The following is a 15,304-nucleotide window of genomic DNA, read 5'->3' as shown; positions in this document are numbered from 1 at the left end:
GGCCCGTCCGACAGCGCCGCCGCTCACTTCTCCCGTCGGCGGCGACGCTGTTGCCGGACCACGACCGCCGTGAAGAAGGCGGCGGAGAGGACGAGCAGCGCCGCGACTCCGACGAGCAGGAGTCGGGCGGCCACGAGGAACTCCTCCATCGGAGCCTCCGACAGCAGCATCTGGATCGCCGCGACCGCATGCACCAGTGCGATCCCGCAGAGGATCCGCCCGGTGTTCGCGATCCACCGCCACCCGTCGAGGTCCGGATGCGGCCGCTCGACCTCGGCCTGCTCCGCCTCGAAGTCCGCGATGAGCTCCCCGAGATCCCCGAGGTCCAGCGGCGACTCCGGCGGAAGCGCCAGCAGTCTCCGCAGGCGCTCCTCCGTGCTCGCTCCGGTCCGCTCCATCACTGCGACGAAGAGCCGGCGCTCGCGAGCAGTCGTCCACCCGGGCACGAGGACGCCCCAGCGGCCGGCCTGATCGTCGTAGCCCTCGTCGCGATAGGTCTGCGCGAGCAGCTGCCGCGCCTCGAGGGCGAGCGGATCCGCGTCGATCCGCGAGCGCAGCTCGCTCCGCCGCGCTCTGAGCCGACGCCGCTCGTCGGCTTCTGCTCGATCCATCCGGTCAGTATGGCGCCCCGCGATCGCTCCCGGCCGATCCGTCGAGCTCACCGACCAGAAGACGCGGCTCGGAGGAGGGATGTGGCGGTCGGACGCCCCTCCGAGCGCCCGTCGAGACCCACCTGCCGGGCGTCTAGAGGGCCGCAGGCCTCGTGATGAAAGTTGTCTCCAGGTAGGGCAGCTCGGCGCGGGCGAAGACCGCAGTGAGGAAGCGGTCCTCGAACGCGACGCCGAGGCCGACCACGAGGGCGTCGGTGTCCACGCGCATCCCGTCGCGTGCCACGCCGTCCACCAGGACCGGGACGCCGTGCTCGACGGCCGACTCGGTCACGGGCCCGAGCAGGTCTCCCGGCAGGCCGCCGCGCACCCGCTCGTTCCGGAACTGATTGATCAGCACGTGCTCGAGGTGCTGCACCAGCGCCTGCTCGGGAGTAGCCCAGGGCCCGTCGGAGTCGAGGGGCACCGTGGTCCTCACGGCTTCCCAGAGCATCGGGTGCCTCATCTGCTCGCGGACCTTCATCAGGCTGTCGGGGAGCGGCCGACGCGGCGGCCCGTCGAGCTCGGCCCGCAGGTCGTCGTCGAGGTCGGCCAGGTTCACCGGATCGCTGCGGTCGTCCGGATTCCGCCACAGAGCGTAGGAGAGGGATGCGGACTCGAGGTGGGTCCGCCCCTCCGACGTGGTACTCACGGTCGAGACGCCGAGCTCTTCGATCGACGGCTGAGGCGTCAGCGCGAAGAGGGGCCCGCCGAAGCGTGCCGTCACCTCGTCGGGCGTCGGAAGCTCGAACTCCTCGGACGGTCCAGGATCCACCACGAACATGCGCCTCAGCCTGCCCGCGGCCCACGCCGCGTGCAACGGCTGCGCGCGATCCGACGCGCGGCCGTCGCGACCGGTCCGGGGGAGCGTCCCAGCCCGCCCTCCTCGAGGGAACAGCACCGCCCCATCAGCAGCAGCCGCAGGCCTCGGAGTCCTCGCTCGTCAGCGCGGAGATCGGCGTCGTGCAGGACTCGCCGCGCCAGGCCTCCAGGCCCTCGCGGACGGCGACCGCGGCGATCACGAGGCCGGCGACGGGGTCGGCCCACGTCCATCCGAGCGTGCTGTTCAGCAGCAGGCCCACCAGGACGGCGGCGGAGAGGTACGAGCAGAGGAGCGTCTGCTTCGAGTCCGCGACGGCAGAGGCCGAGCCGAGCTCGCGGCCGGTCCGGCGCTCGAGCAGGGAGAACGCGGGCATCACCAGCAGGCTGACGGCGGCCAGCACGATGCCGACGGGGGAGTGCTGGGCCTCCGAGAATCCGAGCAGCGCCCGGACCGAGTCGACGGCGACGAACGCGGCCAGGCCGAGGAACGAGACGGCGATCACCCGCAGAGCGGTGCGCTCGCGCGCCTCCGGATCGCAGCCCGAGAACTGCCAGGCGACGGCCGCGGCGGAGAGCACCTCCACCACGGAGTCGAGGCCGAAGGCGACGAGTGCGGTAGACGAGGCGACCGTCCCGGCGGCGAGTGCCACGATCGCCTCCACCACGTTGTAGGCGATGGTCGCGCCGACGATCCAGCGGATCCGCCTCTGCAGCACGCGGCGGCGGGCGGGGAGGAGCGGAGCGCGCAGGGCGGTCATGCGCAGCGGCAGTCGTCGCCGGAGCAGCAGTCCGGATCGACGACGAGGGCCAGGCGGAGCAGGTGGTCGAGCGCCCCGGCGATCCGGGTCTCGGCCAGCCGGTACCAGGTGTACCGGCCGTCCTTCACGGCCTCCACCAGCCCGCATCCGCGGAGGCACGCGAGCTGGTTCGACATCACCTGCCGCGAGACCCCGAGCGCGTCCGCGAGGTCGGAGGGGACGGCCGGAGCCTCGCGCAGCGCGAGCAGGATCCGGGACCGCGTCTCGTCGGCCAGGGCGGATCCGAGGCGCGCGAGAGCAGCGGAGTGGGTGAGGGTCGCGGTGGCGGGCACGGGAGCGACGGTACACGCGATGCTGTATCGAGCGCGAGGGCGGTGGTCTCTCCTCGAACGTGCGAGCCCCCCCTCCTGCTCCCCCCCCCGTCGGGTGGGCGGACGGGCCGCACTGCCGCGGATCCCCGGGGCCGGCCTCCACGGCGCGCCGCGTACGGCCCGTGCGCCGTGCCAGGATCCCCTTGATCACGGCGCCCGTCCGCCGCTCGGTCTCCTGGAAGGGCCACGGACCCGCCTTGCTCGATGCCACGACCCTCCGCGTCGCCTTCGGGGTCACCGCCCTCACCCTCTTCCTGCTGTTCGCGCTGGTCACCTACCGGTCGACACGCTCGTCCTTCAGCTTCTGGTGGTGCACGGCGCTCGCGCTGTTCATGGGCGGCTCGCTCGCCTACCTCCGCGACGGCACGGCCGACCAGGTGTGGGCGAATCCGCTCGGCAACGGGCTCATCGTGGCCGGCGCCGCCGCGGTCTGGGCGGCGAGCCGCTCCCTCCGCGGCAGGCCGACGCCGTGGTGGCTGGTGGTCGCTCCGACCGTGGTGGTGACGGGCGTGTCCAGCCTCGACTCGCCCGCCGTCAACGACTGGTCGGGAGGGCCGCTCTACCTCGCCTCGATGGCGCTCCTCATCGGCCTGTCGACCCGCGAGGTCGCGCTGCTCGGCGCCGGACGCTCGCGCACGCGCTGGCCGCTGCTGCTGAGCTCCGGCGCCCTCTCCCTCTACTACGCGCTCCGGTTCGCCGTGTTCCTGGCCGCGGGGCTGCGCAGCGAGCTGTTCGCGACCTGGTTCGGGACCCCGACCACCACGCTGATCACGCTGGTGCTGCTGGTCGTGGTGTCGTTCAGCATGGCGTCGCTCAGCGGCGAGCAGGTCGCGCAGATGCTCACCGCCGGCGCCGCCCGCTCGCGGCAGGAGCTCGCCGACGGCGAGAGGGTGCAGCGGCGGCTCGAGCCCCGCTCGGTCCCGGACCTCCCGGGCTACGACGTCGCCGGCGCCTGCGTGCCCAGCGGGACGGTGAGCGGCGACTTCTTCGACTGGCGCTGCACGCCCGACGGGCTCGCCGTCACCGTCGCCGACGTGATGGGCAAGGGGGTCGGCGCCGCGATGATCGCCGCCACGGTCCGCGCCGCCCTGCGCGTCACTCCTCCCGCCCTCGGCCCCGCGGCGACGATGGCGCTCATCGACCGGGTCGTCGAGCCGGATCTGTCGGCGAACGACGCGTTCGTCACGCTCCTCCACCTGCGGCTCAGCGCCTCGACCGGCGACATCGCGCTCGTCGACGCCGGGCACGGACTCGGGATCGTCTGCCGCGCCGACGGCTCGCGCGAGCGCATCCCCTCCGCCCACCTGCCGCTCGGCCTCCTCGGCACGCAGGAGTGGGAGCCGACCGGCCTCCGACTCCACCCCGGCGACCTGCTGCTGATCTGCAGCGACGGTGTGCTCGACCTCTTCGACGGCTCCCTCGCCGCCCTCGACCGGGTGGCCGACGCGGCCGTCGCCGCCCCGGCGACCGCCGCCGACGCGGTCGCCGGCGTCACCCGCCTGGCGGCCGAGGGAATGCTGGCGGACGACGTGACCGTGGTGGCGATCCGGCGGACCTCGGGGAGCTGACCCGGCCTCAGCCCCGCCCCGCCTGCAGCCGGAGCCCGGCCAGCAGCAGGTCGAGGCCGGAGCGGAACACGTCGAGGTCGTCGTGCGTCGCCATGACGTCGGCCGCGTGGTGGCCGAAGGGGAACTCCTCCGGATCGAGGGCGCGCCAGCGGTCGGCCAGGTGCTCGAGGAACTCGCCCCTCTCCATCCCGCTCTCGAGGAACTCGCGGGGCGGCGGCTGCGCCAGGTCGGCCGCGACTCCGACGACGTAGCTGACGATGGACGACACGGCGTGGAACCGCTGCCGGGGCGTCAGGTCGAGAGCCATGAGCTGCTGCCCGAGGCGCTCGTACATCGCCATCGAGTTGGGCTGCACCCCGGTCGTGCGGAGCATGTAGAGGCCGAACCAGGGTCGGCGGACGCACTCGTCGAAGAGGGCCAGTGCGACGGCGCGGACGTTGTCGATCGGGTCCGGCCCGTGGGTGAGCGGCTCGCTGTCGGCGAGGACCCGACCCATGACCTCGTCGGTCGCCCGCTCCAGCAGCTCGTCGCGGCTGCCGACGTACCAGTAGATGCTCGCCACACCGCCGCCGAGTCGGGCCGCGAGCGCGCGGAACGTGAGGGCCGACTCCCCGGACTCGTCGAGGATCGCGATCGCCTCGGCCAGCACGGTGTCGAGCGAGTGCGACGCTCGGCGGCGGCCCCGGGCGGGGGAGGGCGCGGCAGCGGTCTCCGTCGGGCGATCTGCAGGCATGGCTTGCATCTTACCGAACGGCGTTCCATACTATCGAACGCCGTACGAGAGTCGAACGGCGTTCGATAGGAAGGCGCCTCGATGTCCGCTCCGACGACCACCTCCGCCGAGTCCCGCGCTCACACCTCCCTCCGCTCCGCGGCACTCCCGCTCGCCGCTCTCTGCCTCGCGTTCTTCGTCGAGATGGTCGACAACACGCTGCTCTCGATCGCCCTCCCGACGATCGGACGCTCACTCGACGGGTCGACCGCCGGACTGCAGTGGGTGACCGGTGCCTACTCCCTGACCTTCGGCGGGCTGCTGCTGACAGCCGGGTCCGCCGCCGACCGGTTCGGCCGCCGCCGCGTGCTCCTCACCGGCCTCGCCGCGTTCGGGCTGATCAGCCTCGCCGTCGTCCTCGTCACCGACATCGGCCAGCTGATCGCCCTCCGCGCGGCGCTCGGCTGCGCCGCGGCCGCCATGGCGCCCGTCACGATGTCGCTGGTGTTCCGGCTCTTCGACGACGAGAGGCTCCGCATGCGGTCGATCACGATCGTGATGATCGTCGGGATGTCCGGCATGGTCCTCGGCCCCCTCCTCGGCGGCTCGATCCTCAGCACCGTCAGCTGGCAGTGGCTGCTCGTCGTCAACGCCCCGATCGCGCTGCTGGTCTGGATCGGCGTGCGCCTCGGAGTTCCCGCGGACCAGCGCGCCGACCTCACCTCCGGTCGGCTCGACCTGCCGGGGACCGCCCTCACCGTCGCCGCGGTGGGGCTCGGCTGCTACACACTCACCAGCGGAGTCGAGAACGGCTGGCTGTCGCTCCTCACGATCGCCTGCGCCGCGGGCACCGTCGCCGCCGTCGCGGGATTCGTCGTCCGCGAGCGCCGCGCCGTCTCGCCCATGATCGACCTCGCGATCTTCCGCGCCGGCCCCGCGCGGGGAGCGGCGCTCACGCAGCTCGGCGCCTCGGTCGCCTTCGCGAGCGTCCTGTTCGGCCTGATCCTGCACTTCCAGTACGCCTACGGCTGGAGCCCGGTGCGCGCCGGCCTCGCGAACCTGCCCGTCATCGTCACGATGCTCGCCGCCACTCCGATCACCGAGCGCCTCGCCGCGAAGCTGGGGCACCGCGCGGCCTGCCTGATCGGCACCGGGCTCCTGGTCGGCGCGCTGCTCGGGATGTCCTGGGCGGTGGACCGGGGCTACCTCGCGATCGCCGTGATGATGGTCGTGATGACGGTGGGCCTGCGGACGATCATGACCATCTGCGCCGTCGCCCTCGTCGAGGCGATGCCCGCGAACCGCACGTCGATCGGTGCGGCGCTCAACGACACGGCCCAGGAGATCGGCACCAGCATCGGCACGGCCGTCGTCGGCACGCTGATCGCCGCACTGGTGGCGACCACCCTCCCGGCGGGCGCGTGGAGCGCGGACCTCGTCCGGAGCTTCTTCGCGGGTGAGCGGGTCGCCTTCCTGGTCGTGGCGGTCCTCGTCGGCGTGATCGCGACGATCGGCTCGCTGTCACTCAGCGACTCCCGCTCCACCGAGGAGCCGGCGGCGGCCTAGTCCGTCGGGTCGCGCCGGGCGTCCTCGAGGTCGGCGATGTCCGTGTACTCGAGGAAGTCCAGCGGAGGGATGTCCGTCATCTCCTCGCTCCACGAGGGACGGGCCGGCTGCATGCGGCGCGTCTCGAGCTCGATGTGGGCGATGACCTCCGCGTCGTCCGGCTCCTCCACCTCGCTGCTGTCGATCGGCAGCGACCAGAGCTGGCTCGCCGGCCCGATCAGCAGGTGGGCGTAGGCGCGGCCGCCGCCCTCGGTCAGGACCGGCACCGAGACGACGTCCGACTTGTTGACGTCCGCGAGGGCCCGGGCGTACCGGAGGACCGCCTTGCAGGTCAGGTCGCCGACGAGGAGGTGGCCGCTGGAGTAGTGCAGTTTCCGCATGCGACCAGCCTCCGCGCGCCGCCCGCGGGACCTCAAGAGGGTTGCCGCGGGGAGGCGGCTCCGCTAATGGGCCGGGAGGTCCCGCCCGGTCGGGATCACCGCTCGGGGCGCCCGGCGCTCTCGCGGAGCTCGCGGCCGTCGGCGACGTCCTCGGCGTGCTTCTCCGCCTTCTTCTCGCTCTGCCGGGTGTCGCGGGGCGGGAGCTGGATGTGCTCCTCCGCCGGGATGCCCGCCTGCAGCTGGCGGCCTCGCTCGAGCTCGGCGTCGAACTCGGCCCCGAAGAGCAGGGCGAGGTTCGTGATCCAGAGCCAGAGGAGGAAGACGATCACACCGCCCAGGGCGCCGTAGGTCTTGTTGTAGTTGCTGAAGTTGGCGACGTAGAACGCGAAGCCGGCCGACGCCAGCGCCCAGACGACGAGGGCGAGGATCGAGCCCATGCTGGTCCAGCGGAACTTCGGCTGCCGCACGTTCGGCGACCAGTGGTAGAGGACCGCGACGATCACGACCATGATCGCGATCAGAACCGGCCACTTGGCGATGCTCCACACGGTCAGGGCGACCTCGCCGAGGCCGACGGCGTCGCCGATGGTCTGCGCGACGGGTCCGCTGAGCACGAGGATCAGCCCGGCGATCACGAGCAGGAGGACCGTCACGAGGGTGACGGCGAGCATCGTGGGGCGCAGCTTCCAGATCGGGCGGCCCTCGTCGATCTCGTAGACGCGGTTCATCCCGCGCCCGAAGGCGCCGACGTAGCCGGATGCGGACCAGAGGGCGCCGAGGACACCGGTGACGAAGGCCAGACCGGCGGCGGGGCTGGAGGTGAGCTCCTGGATCGGGCCGCGGACCGTGTCGAGGACGTCGGCCGACACGAATCCGCCGGCGATCTCGAGCACAGTGTCGGTCGTGGTCTCGGCCTGGCCGAAGAGGCCGAGGATCGAGACGATCGCGAGCAGCCCGGGGAACAGCGCGAGGACGGCGTAGTAGGTGAGGCCGGCCGCGATGTCGGTGCACTGGTCGGCGCCGAATTCACGGAGCGTCTTCTTGAGGACGTAGCCCCAGGAGCGCTTGGTGACCTCGGTCGGTCCGTCGGGCTTGCGGGAGTCGTCGGGGTCGGGCGCGGTGCGGTCGCGCTCGGTGCTGGTCTGGGCCACGGTCGTCCTCCATCTCGAGCGTCTGCGGATCGTCGGGGACGGAAGGACCGCCTGCGATCGCTCCGGCGCCCCGGCGACGCCGTGCTCGCCACCGACCGTAGGAGCGCCGGACGCTCGAGGCAGGACGGTTGACAGCCGCCCGTCGAGTCCGGTGGGGGAGGTGTTCCGCGGTGGCGCCCGCGCTCAGAGATGCGCGAGCAGCCTCTCGCACGCCTGCTCGCAGCGGCGGCAGGCCTCGGCGCAGATCCGGCAGTGCTCGTGCATCCCGGCGTGCTGCTCGCAGTCGTCGGCGCAGGCGCGGCAGGCCAGGAGGCAGGCCTCGACGAGGGCGCGGACGGCCGCGGATCCGACGACGCCTCGGCGCGACAGCACGGCGCCGGTCGCGGCGCACACGTCGGCGCAGGCGAGGTCGGTGCGGATGCAGTGGATCAGCTCGGCGACCGACTCCTCGCCCAGGCACGCGTCGGCGCAGGCGGTGCAGGTGAGCGCGCAGGCGCCGCACGCGTCGATGCACTCGGCCAGGACCTCCGGATCGACGCCGCGCAGCTCCTCGGGGTGGCTCCGGATCATGTCGCTCGTGCTGCTCATGGCGCGTCCTCTCGTCGTGACCCCGGCGGGTCGATCGGTCCGGGCGACGCTACGGGCCCGCCCGCCGCCGGGCGAGGGCCTGGCCAGGCACCGCGGCCGGTGGTAGCCGGGCCGTCAGCTCCTCACGACGAAGGCGTCGTGGATCAGGTTGCCCCCGGTCGCCGCCGGATTCCGCGTGCTGCCGCGGGTGATCGTGACGGTGTGGATGCCGGCGGGCAGGGTCCCGCTGGTCCAGACGGTCTGGGCGGAGCGGGTGGTGGCGCTGTAGCGGTCGACCGAGGCCACGAGGACGCCGTCGAGGCGGACCTCGTCGATCCCGGACGTGCTGGACCGGCGGCTCACCCACGAGACTCCGGTGCCGGTGAAGCGGAGGGTGGCGGAGGCGCCCCCTGTCGACGAGAAGGAGACGCCTCCGCCGCTGTCCGCGGAGGAGGAGGTCGTGGACCAGGTGCCCGTGACGGCGACGGCCGGCGAGCCGTTCTGGTGGGTGCCGGCCCCGACGGCGGCGAGCGGAGTCGCGGTGGCGGTCGGCGTCGAGGTCGGCGCGGCGGTGGCGGTCGGCGTGGGCGTGGCCGTCGGCACCGGAGTGGCGGCCCTCTTCGCGAGCACGATGGACGCCGTCGCTCCCTTCAGCCCGCTCGGCCGGAACGTGATCGTCGTCGCGGTGCTCGTCCTGCTCGTCACGCTCAGGGCGGCGCTCGAGGACACCGTGCCCGCGGTCGGCCGCGCGAGCGTCACGGTGAGCGCGCTCGTCGAGACCTGCGTCGGGTCGACCGTCGAGACGGTCACCGTGTCCGCGTCCTCCCGGATCGAGACCAGTCCGGCGCCGGTGATGCTCGCGACCCGGGTGCCTCCGACGAGCACGGGGCTCGTGGTCCCGGCCTTCCACGACACGGCGCTCACGGTGCCGGTCGAGCGGTCGCGGGCGGCGCTCAGCTGGGGGGTGTTGCTGAGCACGGTCACGTCCGGGTCCACCGCGTACGCGGCGGTCGCCGCCTCGGAGGCGCCGGGGAGGACCGTGTACGCGTACGAGGCGCCGGTCGGGTTCGTGCCGTGGCTCGTCGTGAGGGAGTAGTAGTGGCCGGTCACCGGCGCCGTCGGACCGGCGGCGCTCACGGCGCTCCAGGCTCCGGTGCGGGTCCGTCCCTGCGCGGTCAGGGCGATCGGCGACGGGAAGACGTAGCCCACCGACTCCGCGGAGCCGGTGATCGAGGCCCAGCGGGCGGTGCTCGTGGCGGTCGCCTCCGCACCGCGGAGGACGCCGTCGACGCGGAGCCTCGCATCGGGAGCGACGTCGCGGCGGTCGTCGATCACCGTCTCCGCGCGCCGGCGCGCCCCGTCCCAGCCGGTCCCGGACATGTCGGTCGCCGTGATCCCGGAGCCGAGCGCGAGGATCTCGTCGTCGAAGGTGAACCAGGCCTTCTTCGCGACCAGGCTCACCGACGCCGCGTCGAAGTCGAGCGCCGCGATCCCCGTCCGCCGCGACGGGCTCTCGAGGCTCCCGGTGAAGGTCGTCGTCGGGCGGGACGACGCGCCCTCGCCCGCGCTCCGGACGATCGTGTCCTCGGTGGTGCCGGGCATCCGGTACGGGTTCGCCGTGGCCCAGTAGCCGTCGTCGTACTGGCGCCCGCTGCCCAGGTGGAGCGACGTCGCTCCGTCGCCGGTGTACCAGCCGCTGCGGTTCTCGCCGTTGAGCGACTCGTAGCGGGCGATCCGCGTGCTCGACAGGCCGACGGCGAAGCCCGAGGTCGCCGTGGTCCGCGTGAAGCGGTCCATCCCGGCGAAGGCCCGGACGCCCGAGCCGATCGGGGTCGCGATCAGGCCCGTGTCGGCGAGGACGAGCCGCGCGCGCACGACGTCGCTGACGGACCCGGCCGTCTCGATGCTCACGGGGCTGCCGGCGTTGCAGGCCAGCCAGCTCTTCGCCAGCGCGTTCGTCCGTGTCCTGGCCGAGGGAGGGGCGCTGTCGGCGAGGCGCAGCACCGCCGCCTGCAGCTGGACGCCGACGTCGCCGTCCTCCGACTCCGCCCGCGCGGTCTCGCGGCCGCGGACCGTCGACATCACGGCGCCGCACCAGGTGACGGGGGCGAAGGAGGAGGCGAGCCGGTCGTACACGCCGAGCCCCTCCGGGCTCGTGATCTCCCAGCGGGAGCCGTCGAGCAACGCGTAGAGGTCGTCGAGGGTGTCGAGCATCGAGAGCCCGTACCCGCCGCTGTAGGCGAAGACGCTGTGCTGCACGAAGGAGCCGTCGGCGTGGAAGCCGTCGCCGAACGCCACCGTCCGCAGCGCCGGGTCGATGCCGGCGGCCGCCTCCGCGATCTTCGCAGGCTGCTTCAGCAGCACCGCCCGCCCGGCGATGACCGCCGCCGTCCAGACGCGGTTGGCGCCGGTCCGGGTGACGGTGTCGGCGAAGCGCGTCGAGGCCGACAGGTAGGCCTGCACCTGCGCCGCCGAGAGGTCGGGGTAGAGGAGGGCGGTGATGCTGTTCAGCTCGAGCGGGATGCCGATCTGCTGCTCCCACCAGCGGGAGGTGCCGGTGGTGGAGCGGTTGTAGCGGTTCGCCGAGAGCCAGTCGGCGGTCGTGACGACGTCGCGGAGGAGCGCCGGGTCGCCGCTGAGGGCGGTGCCGGGGGTCTTCAGCGCGGTCGCGAGGACGGTGACCCGCTTGTAGGCGGCCCACACCTCCACCGCCGAGGTGCCCGTGACCAGGTCCGGCCACGGCTCGCCGCCGTCGGTCTCGAGCGTCGACCAGTAGCCCTCGGCCTCGGCGACGAGGCGGCCCTTCGCCGCGGCGAGGCCGCCGACGCTCCCGCTTCCCGGGATCGTGCCCGTCAGATCGGCGACGAGGGCGAGGCGCATCGCGTCGTACTCGTCGCCCGCCGAGTCGACGGCGGACGCTGTCGGCGCGGTGGCGAGCGGGAGGATCAGGACGGTCACGAGCAGGAGCGCCGCAGCGAGCGGGCTCCCGCGCCGGGGCGCGTCGGATCGAGAGGGTCGGTTCGTCTCCGCGCGCGATCGGCGGAGGGGACGCGGCTGGGTGGGCACGGGCGCTCCTGAGGCGACGCCCACGAGCCTGCGGGCTTCGGGTGCTCGCGGGTCGCCGGGGGAGCGTCGGGTGAAGAGTAGGGGTCCGCTCCGTCCGGCGGCAAGAGGCGGAGGCGAGGACGGCCGGGATCGGCCACCGCCGACGCTCCCGACCGCGCGATCTGCGACAGCCGTACCCCGTGAGGGGTACAGAGGCGCCGAAGGTCCCCCACCCGTCAAGCGGGGCGATACGGTCGGAGGTGCGTGTGCGCTCCGGGGAGTCCCGGCGCGGCGCGCAGGGGGAAGGGGGCACGGATGATCGAGGCCGAGCAGGATCCGCGGCTGGTGGCGCTCGAGGCGCTCGAGATGATGGGGTCGGCTCCGGAGGAGCGCTTCGACCGGATCACGCGGATGGCCGAGGAGCTCTTCCGCGTGCCCGTGGCCGAGATCCACTTCCTCGACGACACCACGCTGTTCACGAAGTCCCCGCAGCGTCCGGACGCCGTGCTCGCGTACCCGCGCGCCGGCACCTTCTGCGACGCGACGCTCGAGAAGCGCACCACCTTCGTCGTGCCGGACCTCGGTGCCGACGAGGCGTGGGCCGGGCACGAGCACGTCGCGGGGTACCCGCACGTCCGCTTCTACGCCGGGCGGCCGCTGTCGGTCGAGGGCGACCTGCAGCTGGGCACCCTCTGCCTCATCGACTTCGTGCCCCGGAGCCTCACCCCGGACGAGCGGCAGCTGCTCGAGGAGTTCGGCGAGTGGGTCGAGCGGGAGCTGCGCGACACGGCGGAGCGCGACCGCGCCGCCGACATGCAGACGCAGATGGCTCCCTCCTCCCTCCACCACCCCGCCGGCTACGAGCTCTCGGGGCTCTCGCTGCCGCGGTGGACGATCACCGGCGACTTCTACAGCTGGCGCGGCGACGACGAGACGGTCGACCTGACCCTCGTGGACGTGATGGGCAAGGGGACGGCGGCGGCGATCGTGGCCGCGTCGATCCGCTCCGCGTTCCGGGCGCGCCTGGGCGGCGACCCCGACGCGGTCGTCAGCGCGGTGAGCGCCCAGCTGCACGACGACTTCACGGCCACCGAGACCTTCGCGACCCTCTTCCACGGGCGCCTCGACACCGCGTCCGGCCGGATCGACTTCGTCGACGCGGGCCACGGGCTCACCGTCCTCCTCCGCGCCGACGGCTCGTTCCAGCGGCTCGCGGCACTGGGCCTCCCGCTGGGCATCGCGGAGGACGGCGGCTGGATCACCCAGACCGTGGAGCTCGCGGTCGGCGACTCGCTCCTGGCCTTCACCGACGGCGTCCTCGACCTCTACGACGGGACGCTGCAGTCCCTGGCGCGCGCGGTCGACCTCGCCCGCGACTCCGCCGACACCGCCGCGTTCCTGCAGGCGCTGAGGGCGCTCGCCGCCTCCGGCTCCGCGTCCGACGACATCACCGCCCTCGTGCTGACCCGCACGGGCGCCGACCGCTCCGCCGAGAAGGACCCCGCATGACGTTCACGACCGAGACGACCGCCCCCGACATCGCCGTGCTGCGGGGGGAGGGGCGGCTCAACGCGGCCTCGGCTCCGGAGCTGCGCTCGGCCGTCCGCCGGGCGATCGACGAGGGCAGCCCCCGCATCGTCGTCGAGCTCAGCGCGGTGACGTTCATGGACTCCTCCGGCCTCGGCGCCCTGGTCGGCGCTCTCAAGACCGCGCGGCAGGCGGGCGGTGACCTGCGGATCGCGGCGCCCAGCGAGCAGGTCGTGATGGTGCTGCAGCTGTCCAATCTGGACCGGGTGCTCACCCTCTTCGACACGGCCGGCGACGCGTACCGTGACTGAGCGCAGCGTCGGGTTCCGCACGCCCCCGGACGACAGCGAGGTCGTCCACGAGATGCTCGCCGAGCTCTGGGGCGAGCGCCCGGACCTGCCGACCCGCGACCGCATGGCCGTCGAGACGGCGCTGGTCGAGCTGGTCGACAACGTCATCCAGCACGCGACGTCGACGACGACGATCGTCTGCCGCCTCGTCGTGCGCGTCGAGGGAGACGCGATCCACGCGGAGCTGGTCGACACGGCCGATCCGCCGGACATCGGCACGGGGCCGCGGGAGATGCCGGACGTCTTCGCCGAGTCGGGCCGCGGGCTCGCCCTCATCCAGGCGCTGACGACCACGTTCGAGCACGAGCGCTCCGAGGGGCGCAACGTCTGGACCCTGACCCGGGCGCTGGACTCCTAGCGACTGGCGCGGATCAGCGGATCGTGTGCGCGGTGATGACCGCGGCGGCACGCGCCAGGTCGTCCGCCATGCCGTTCAGCCCGGGGGAGGCCTTCAGCACCTCCGCGCTGACCTCGTCGTAGCGCTCGTCCACCTGCGCGAGCAGCTGCTCCCCGGAGTCGGTGAGGCGCAGGAGGACGCTGCGGCGGTCCTGCGGGTTGGCGAGCCTGTCGACGTGGCCGGCGGTCGCCAGCCGGTCGAGGAGCGCGGTCACGGCGCCCGTCGAGAGGGAGAGCTCGAGACCCAGCCACTTCGGCGTGAGGTCGGGCGACTCGCCGAGCACCTCGAGCGCGGTGAGCTCCGAGATGCCCACGCCCACGCCCGCGGCGATGCTCGCGCGGAGGTGCCGCTGCGCGTTCTCGAGCAGGCGGAGCGACTGCCGCAGCTGCACGGCGGGCGCGTCCTGGTCGACGTCGCGCGGGGTCGGTCTCTCGGTGGTCATTCGTCCTTCTCGGGGTAGGGCTGGGGTCATCGTACGGGTCGCCCTCGGGGGTCCCGGCCTGTCACCCGGACAGGGGGTGAAAGAACGATTGCAATGTATCTTTGCCATCAAGTAACTTAGCGGTCAATCGAGTTCGGCGGAACACCAGCCGGACCCTCCCCCTTCAGCATCAGCCCGCCCCACCCGATCAGGAGTCCTGCCATGTCGACCCACACCGCCAAGTCCAAGCGCGTCCGCTTCGCTCCCCTCGCCATCGCGACGAGCATCGCCGCCGCCGCTCTCCTCTCCGTTTCGATGTCCGGCACCCTGTCCGGCTTCGTCGCGAGCATCTCCAACACCGGCAACACCGCCGCCTCCGGCTCGCTCGTCATGGAGGAGAAGTCGACCGGCGCCAGCCCCATCACCTGCCTCAGCACCGACGGCGGCTCGATCAGCACCAACACCGCGACCTGCGCGACCATCAACAAGTTCGGCGGATCGACCACGATGGTCCCCGGCCAGACCGTCACCACCGCGATCACGCTGAAGAACACCGGCACCGTCGCCGCCAACACCTTCACGCTGACTCCCGGCGCCACCTGCTCGCAGAGCAACAACGTCGCGGCCGGCGCCTCCGGCTCCGCCACCGACTTCTGCGGCAAGCTCAACGTCGTGATCACCTCCGGCGGGACCACCGTCTTCACGGGCACCGCCGCGACCCTCGCCGGCTCCGCCGTCAAGACCCTCAACACCGCCCCGGTCACCCCCGGCACCTCCACCCCCTTCTCCATCGCCGTGACCCTCGACTCGTCGGCCACCAACGCCTACCAGGGCCTGTCCGCCTCGCTCCCGCTCACCTGGACCTTCGCGAGCTGATCCCCTCTCCACCCGGCCCGGAGCGCCCCCGCGCGACGGGCCGGGGGAGGAGCGTCCCGCAGTGCTCCTCCTGCACCGCCCCCGAGAATCCCCCTCTCCCCCCGAGAACCGCGCCCCCCGGCGCACACCCCCGAGAATCCCCACCC

16 protein-coding genes are annotated in these 15,304 nt (G+C 73.0%); 6 read left to right on the top strand and 10 right to left on the bottom strand.

The features are described from left to right. Window positions 1–23: 23 nt before the first annotated feature. The 4 genes from C5C57_RS13445 to C5C57_RS13430 all read right to left on the bottom strand — a co-directional run bounded on the left by C5C57_RS13445 (window position 24) and on the right by C5C57_RS13430 (window position 2,559). Window positions 24–611 carry a hypothetical protein gene (locus C5C57_RS13445; RefSeq protein WP_104227138.1) on the bottom strand — a complete coding sequence of 196 codons (588 nt, stop codon included), beginning with the start codon at window positions 609–611 and terminating at the stop codon, window positions 24–26. A 133-nt stretch (window positions 612–744) separates the two neighbouring features. Next, window positions 745–1,425, bottom strand: coding sequence for a hypothetical protein (locus C5C57_RS13440; protein ID WP_146082428.1), 681 nt, complete (start codon window positions 1,423–1,425; stop codon window positions 745–747). Window positions 1,426–1,555: 130 nt separating this feature from the next. Further along, window positions 1,556–2,227, bottom strand: coding sequence for a cation diffusion facilitator family transporter (locus tag C5C57_RS13435; RefSeq protein WP_104297721.1), 672 nt, complete (start codon window positions 2,225–2,227; stop codon window positions 1,556–1,558). Beyond that, entirely contained in the window at window positions 2,224–2,559 is a 336-nt protein-coding gene (locus tag C5C57_RS13430) for a helix-turn-helix transcriptional regulator (RefSeq protein ID WP_104234042.1), read from the bottom strand. The genes C5C57_RS13435 and C5C57_RS13430 overlap by 4 nt, the downstream gene beginning before the upstream one ends. 182 nt (window positions 2,560–2,741) lie before the next feature. On the opposite strand from C5C57_RS13430, the gene C5C57_RS13425 reads away from it, so the two are divergent. Then, the gene (locus C5C57_RS13425) at window positions 2,742–4,166 is read left to right on the top strand and encodes a PP2C family protein-serine/threonine phosphatase (RefSeq protein ID WP_104297720.1); all 1,425 of its coding nucleotides are present in this window, start codon (window positions 2,742–2,744) and stop codon (window positions 4,164–4,166) included. 7 nt (window positions 4,167–4,173) lie between these two features. On the opposite strand, the gene C5C57_RS13420 is transcribed toward C5C57_RS13425, so the two are convergent. Beyond that, the gene (locus C5C57_RS13420) at window positions 4,174–4,899 is read right to left on the bottom strand and encodes a TetR/AcrR family transcriptional regulator (RefSeq protein ID WP_219812210.1); all 726 of its coding nucleotides are present in this window, start codon (window positions 4,897–4,899) and stop codon (window positions 4,174–4,176) included. 81 nt (window positions 4,900–4,980) lie between these two features. Here C5C57_RS13420 and C5C57_RS13415 point away from each other — a divergent pair, with 81 nt between their 5' ends. Beyond that, complete coding sequence (locus C5C57_RS13415; RefSeq protein ID WP_104269623.1) at window positions 4,981–6,444, top strand: MFS transporter; 1,464 nt, start codon at window positions 4,981–4,983, stop codon at window positions 6,442–6,444. Here C5C57_RS13415 and C5C57_RS13410 read toward each other — a convergent pair. The 4 genes from C5C57_RS13410 to C5C57_RS13395 all read right to left on the bottom strand — a co-directional run bounded on the left by C5C57_RS13410 (window position 6,441) and on the right by C5C57_RS13395 (window position 11,500). Next, entirely contained in the window at window positions 6,441–6,824 is a 384-nt protein-coding gene (locus C5C57_RS13410) for a hypothetical protein (RefSeq protein ID WP_104261204.1), read from the bottom strand. The two genes, C5C57_RS13415 and C5C57_RS13410, sit on opposite strands and share 4 nt — an antisense overlap. A gap of 95 nt (window positions 6,825–6,919) precedes the next feature. Further along, on the bottom strand, window positions 6,920–7,975 hold the full coding sequence (locus C5C57_RS13405) for a YihY/virulence factor BrkB family protein (RefSeq protein ID WP_104297719.1): 1,056 nt from the start codon (window positions 7,973–7,975) through the stop codon (window positions 6,920–6,922). A 183-nt stretch (window positions 7,976–8,158) separates the two neighbouring features. Beyond that, entirely contained in the window at window positions 8,159–8,563 is a 405-nt protein-coding gene (locus C5C57_RS13400) for a four-helix bundle copper-binding protein (protein WP_104297718.1), read from the bottom strand. Between the two features lie 114 nt (window positions 8,564–8,677). Continuing rightward, entirely contained in the window at window positions 8,678–11,500 is a 2,823-nt protein-coding gene (locus C5C57_RS13395; protein WP_146082427.1) for a polysaccharide lyase 8 family protein, read from the bottom strand. A gap of 402 nt (window positions 11,501–11,902) precedes the next feature. Here C5C57_RS13395 and C5C57_RS13390 point away from each other — a divergent pair, with 402 nt between their 5' ends. From C5C57_RS13390 to C5C57_RS13380, 3 genes are read left to right on the top strand one after another with little or no spacing between them, the layout of a single operon-like run. Then, the gene (locus C5C57_RS13390; protein ID WP_104256699.1) at window positions 11,903–13,096 is read left to right on the top strand and encodes a PP2C family protein-serine/threonine phosphatase; all 1,194 of its coding nucleotides are present in this window, start codon (window positions 11,903–11,905) and stop codon (window positions 13,094–13,096) included. Further along, entirely contained in the window at window positions 13,093–13,425 is a 333-nt protein-coding gene (locus C5C57_RS13385; RefSeq protein ID WP_104227127.1) for an STAS domain-containing protein, read from the top strand. Before C5C57_RS13390 ends, C5C57_RS13385 begins: the two co-directional genes overlap by 4 nt. Then, window positions 13,418–13,822 carry an ATP-binding protein gene (locus C5C57_RS13380; RefSeq protein ID WP_104297716.1) on the top strand — a complete coding sequence of 135 codons (405 nt, stop codon included), beginning with the start codon at window positions 13,418–13,420 and terminating at the stop codon, window positions 13,820–13,822. The genes C5C57_RS13385 and C5C57_RS13380 overlap by 8 nt, the downstream gene beginning before the upstream one ends. A gap of 13 nt (window positions 13,823–13,835) precedes the next feature. Here C5C57_RS13380 and C5C57_RS13375 read toward each other — a convergent pair whose 3' ends face one another. Continuing rightward, entirely contained in the window at window positions 13,836–14,303 is a 468-nt protein-coding gene (locus C5C57_RS13375) for a MarR family transcriptional regulator (protein WP_104297715.1), read from the bottom strand. Between the two features lie 201 nt (window positions 14,304–14,504). Here C5C57_RS13375 and C5C57_RS13370 point away from each other — a divergent pair, with 201 nt between their 5' ends. Continuing rightward, window positions 14,505–15,158 carry a hypothetical protein gene (locus C5C57_RS13370; protein ID WP_104234050.1) on the top strand — a complete coding sequence of 218 codons (654 nt, stop codon included), beginning with the start codon at window positions 14,505–14,507 and terminating at the stop codon, window positions 15,156–15,158. Window positions 15,159–15,304: the final 146 nt, after the last annotated feature.

Origin of the sequence: Rathayibacter sp. AY1C5 (assembly GCF_002931705.1) — a bacterium.
GTDB lineage: Bacteria > Actinomycetota > Actinomycetes > Actinomycetales > Microbacteriaceae > Rathayibacter.
The sequence above is the reverse complement of the archived record's forward strand: the minus strand, read 5'-3'. Positions and strand labels throughout refer to the sequence as shown.

Bases quoted from the DNA above. Each gene is read 5' to 3' on its own strand.
- C5C57_RS13445 (WP_104227138.1), bottom strand. From the start codon at position 611: ATGGATCGAGCAGAAGCCGACGAGCGGCGTCGGCTCAGAGCGCGGCGG.
- C5C57_RS13435 (WP_104297721.1), bottom strand. From the start codon at position 2,227: ATGACCGCCCTGCGCGCTCCGCTCCTCCCCGCCCGCCGCCGCGTGCTG.
- C5C57_RS13420 (WP_219812210.1), bottom strand. From the start codon at position 4,899: ATGCCTGCAGATCGCCCGACGGAGACCGCTGCCGCGCCCTCCCCCGCC.
- C5C57_RS13415 (WP_104269623.1), top strand. From the start codon at position 4,981: ATGTCCGCTCCGACGACCACCTCCGCCGAGTCCCGCGCTCACACCTCC.
- C5C57_RS13410 (WP_104261204.1), bottom strand. From the start codon at position 6,824: ATGCGGAAACTGCACTACTCCAGCGGCCACCTCCTCGTCGGCGACCTG.
- C5C57_RS13400 (WP_104297718.1), bottom strand. From the start codon at position 8,563: ATGAGCAGCACGAGCGACATGATCCGGAGCCACCCCGAGGAGCTGCGC.
- C5C57_RS13390 (WP_104256699.1), top strand. From the start codon at position 11,903: ATGATCGAGGCCGAGCAGGATCCGCGGCTGGTGGCGCTCGAGGCGCTC.
- C5C57_RS13385 (WP_104227127.1), top strand. From the start codon at position 13,093: ATGACGTTCACGACCGAGACGACCGCCCCCGACATCGCCGTGCTGCGG.
- C5C57_RS13375 (WP_104297715.1), bottom strand. From the start codon at position 14,303: ATGACCACCGAGAGACCGACCCCGCGCGACGTCGACCAGGACGCGCCC.
- C5C57_RS13370 (WP_104234050.1), top strand. From the start codon at position 14,505: ATGTCGACCCACACCGCCAAGTCCAAGCGCGTCCGCTTCGCTCCCCTC.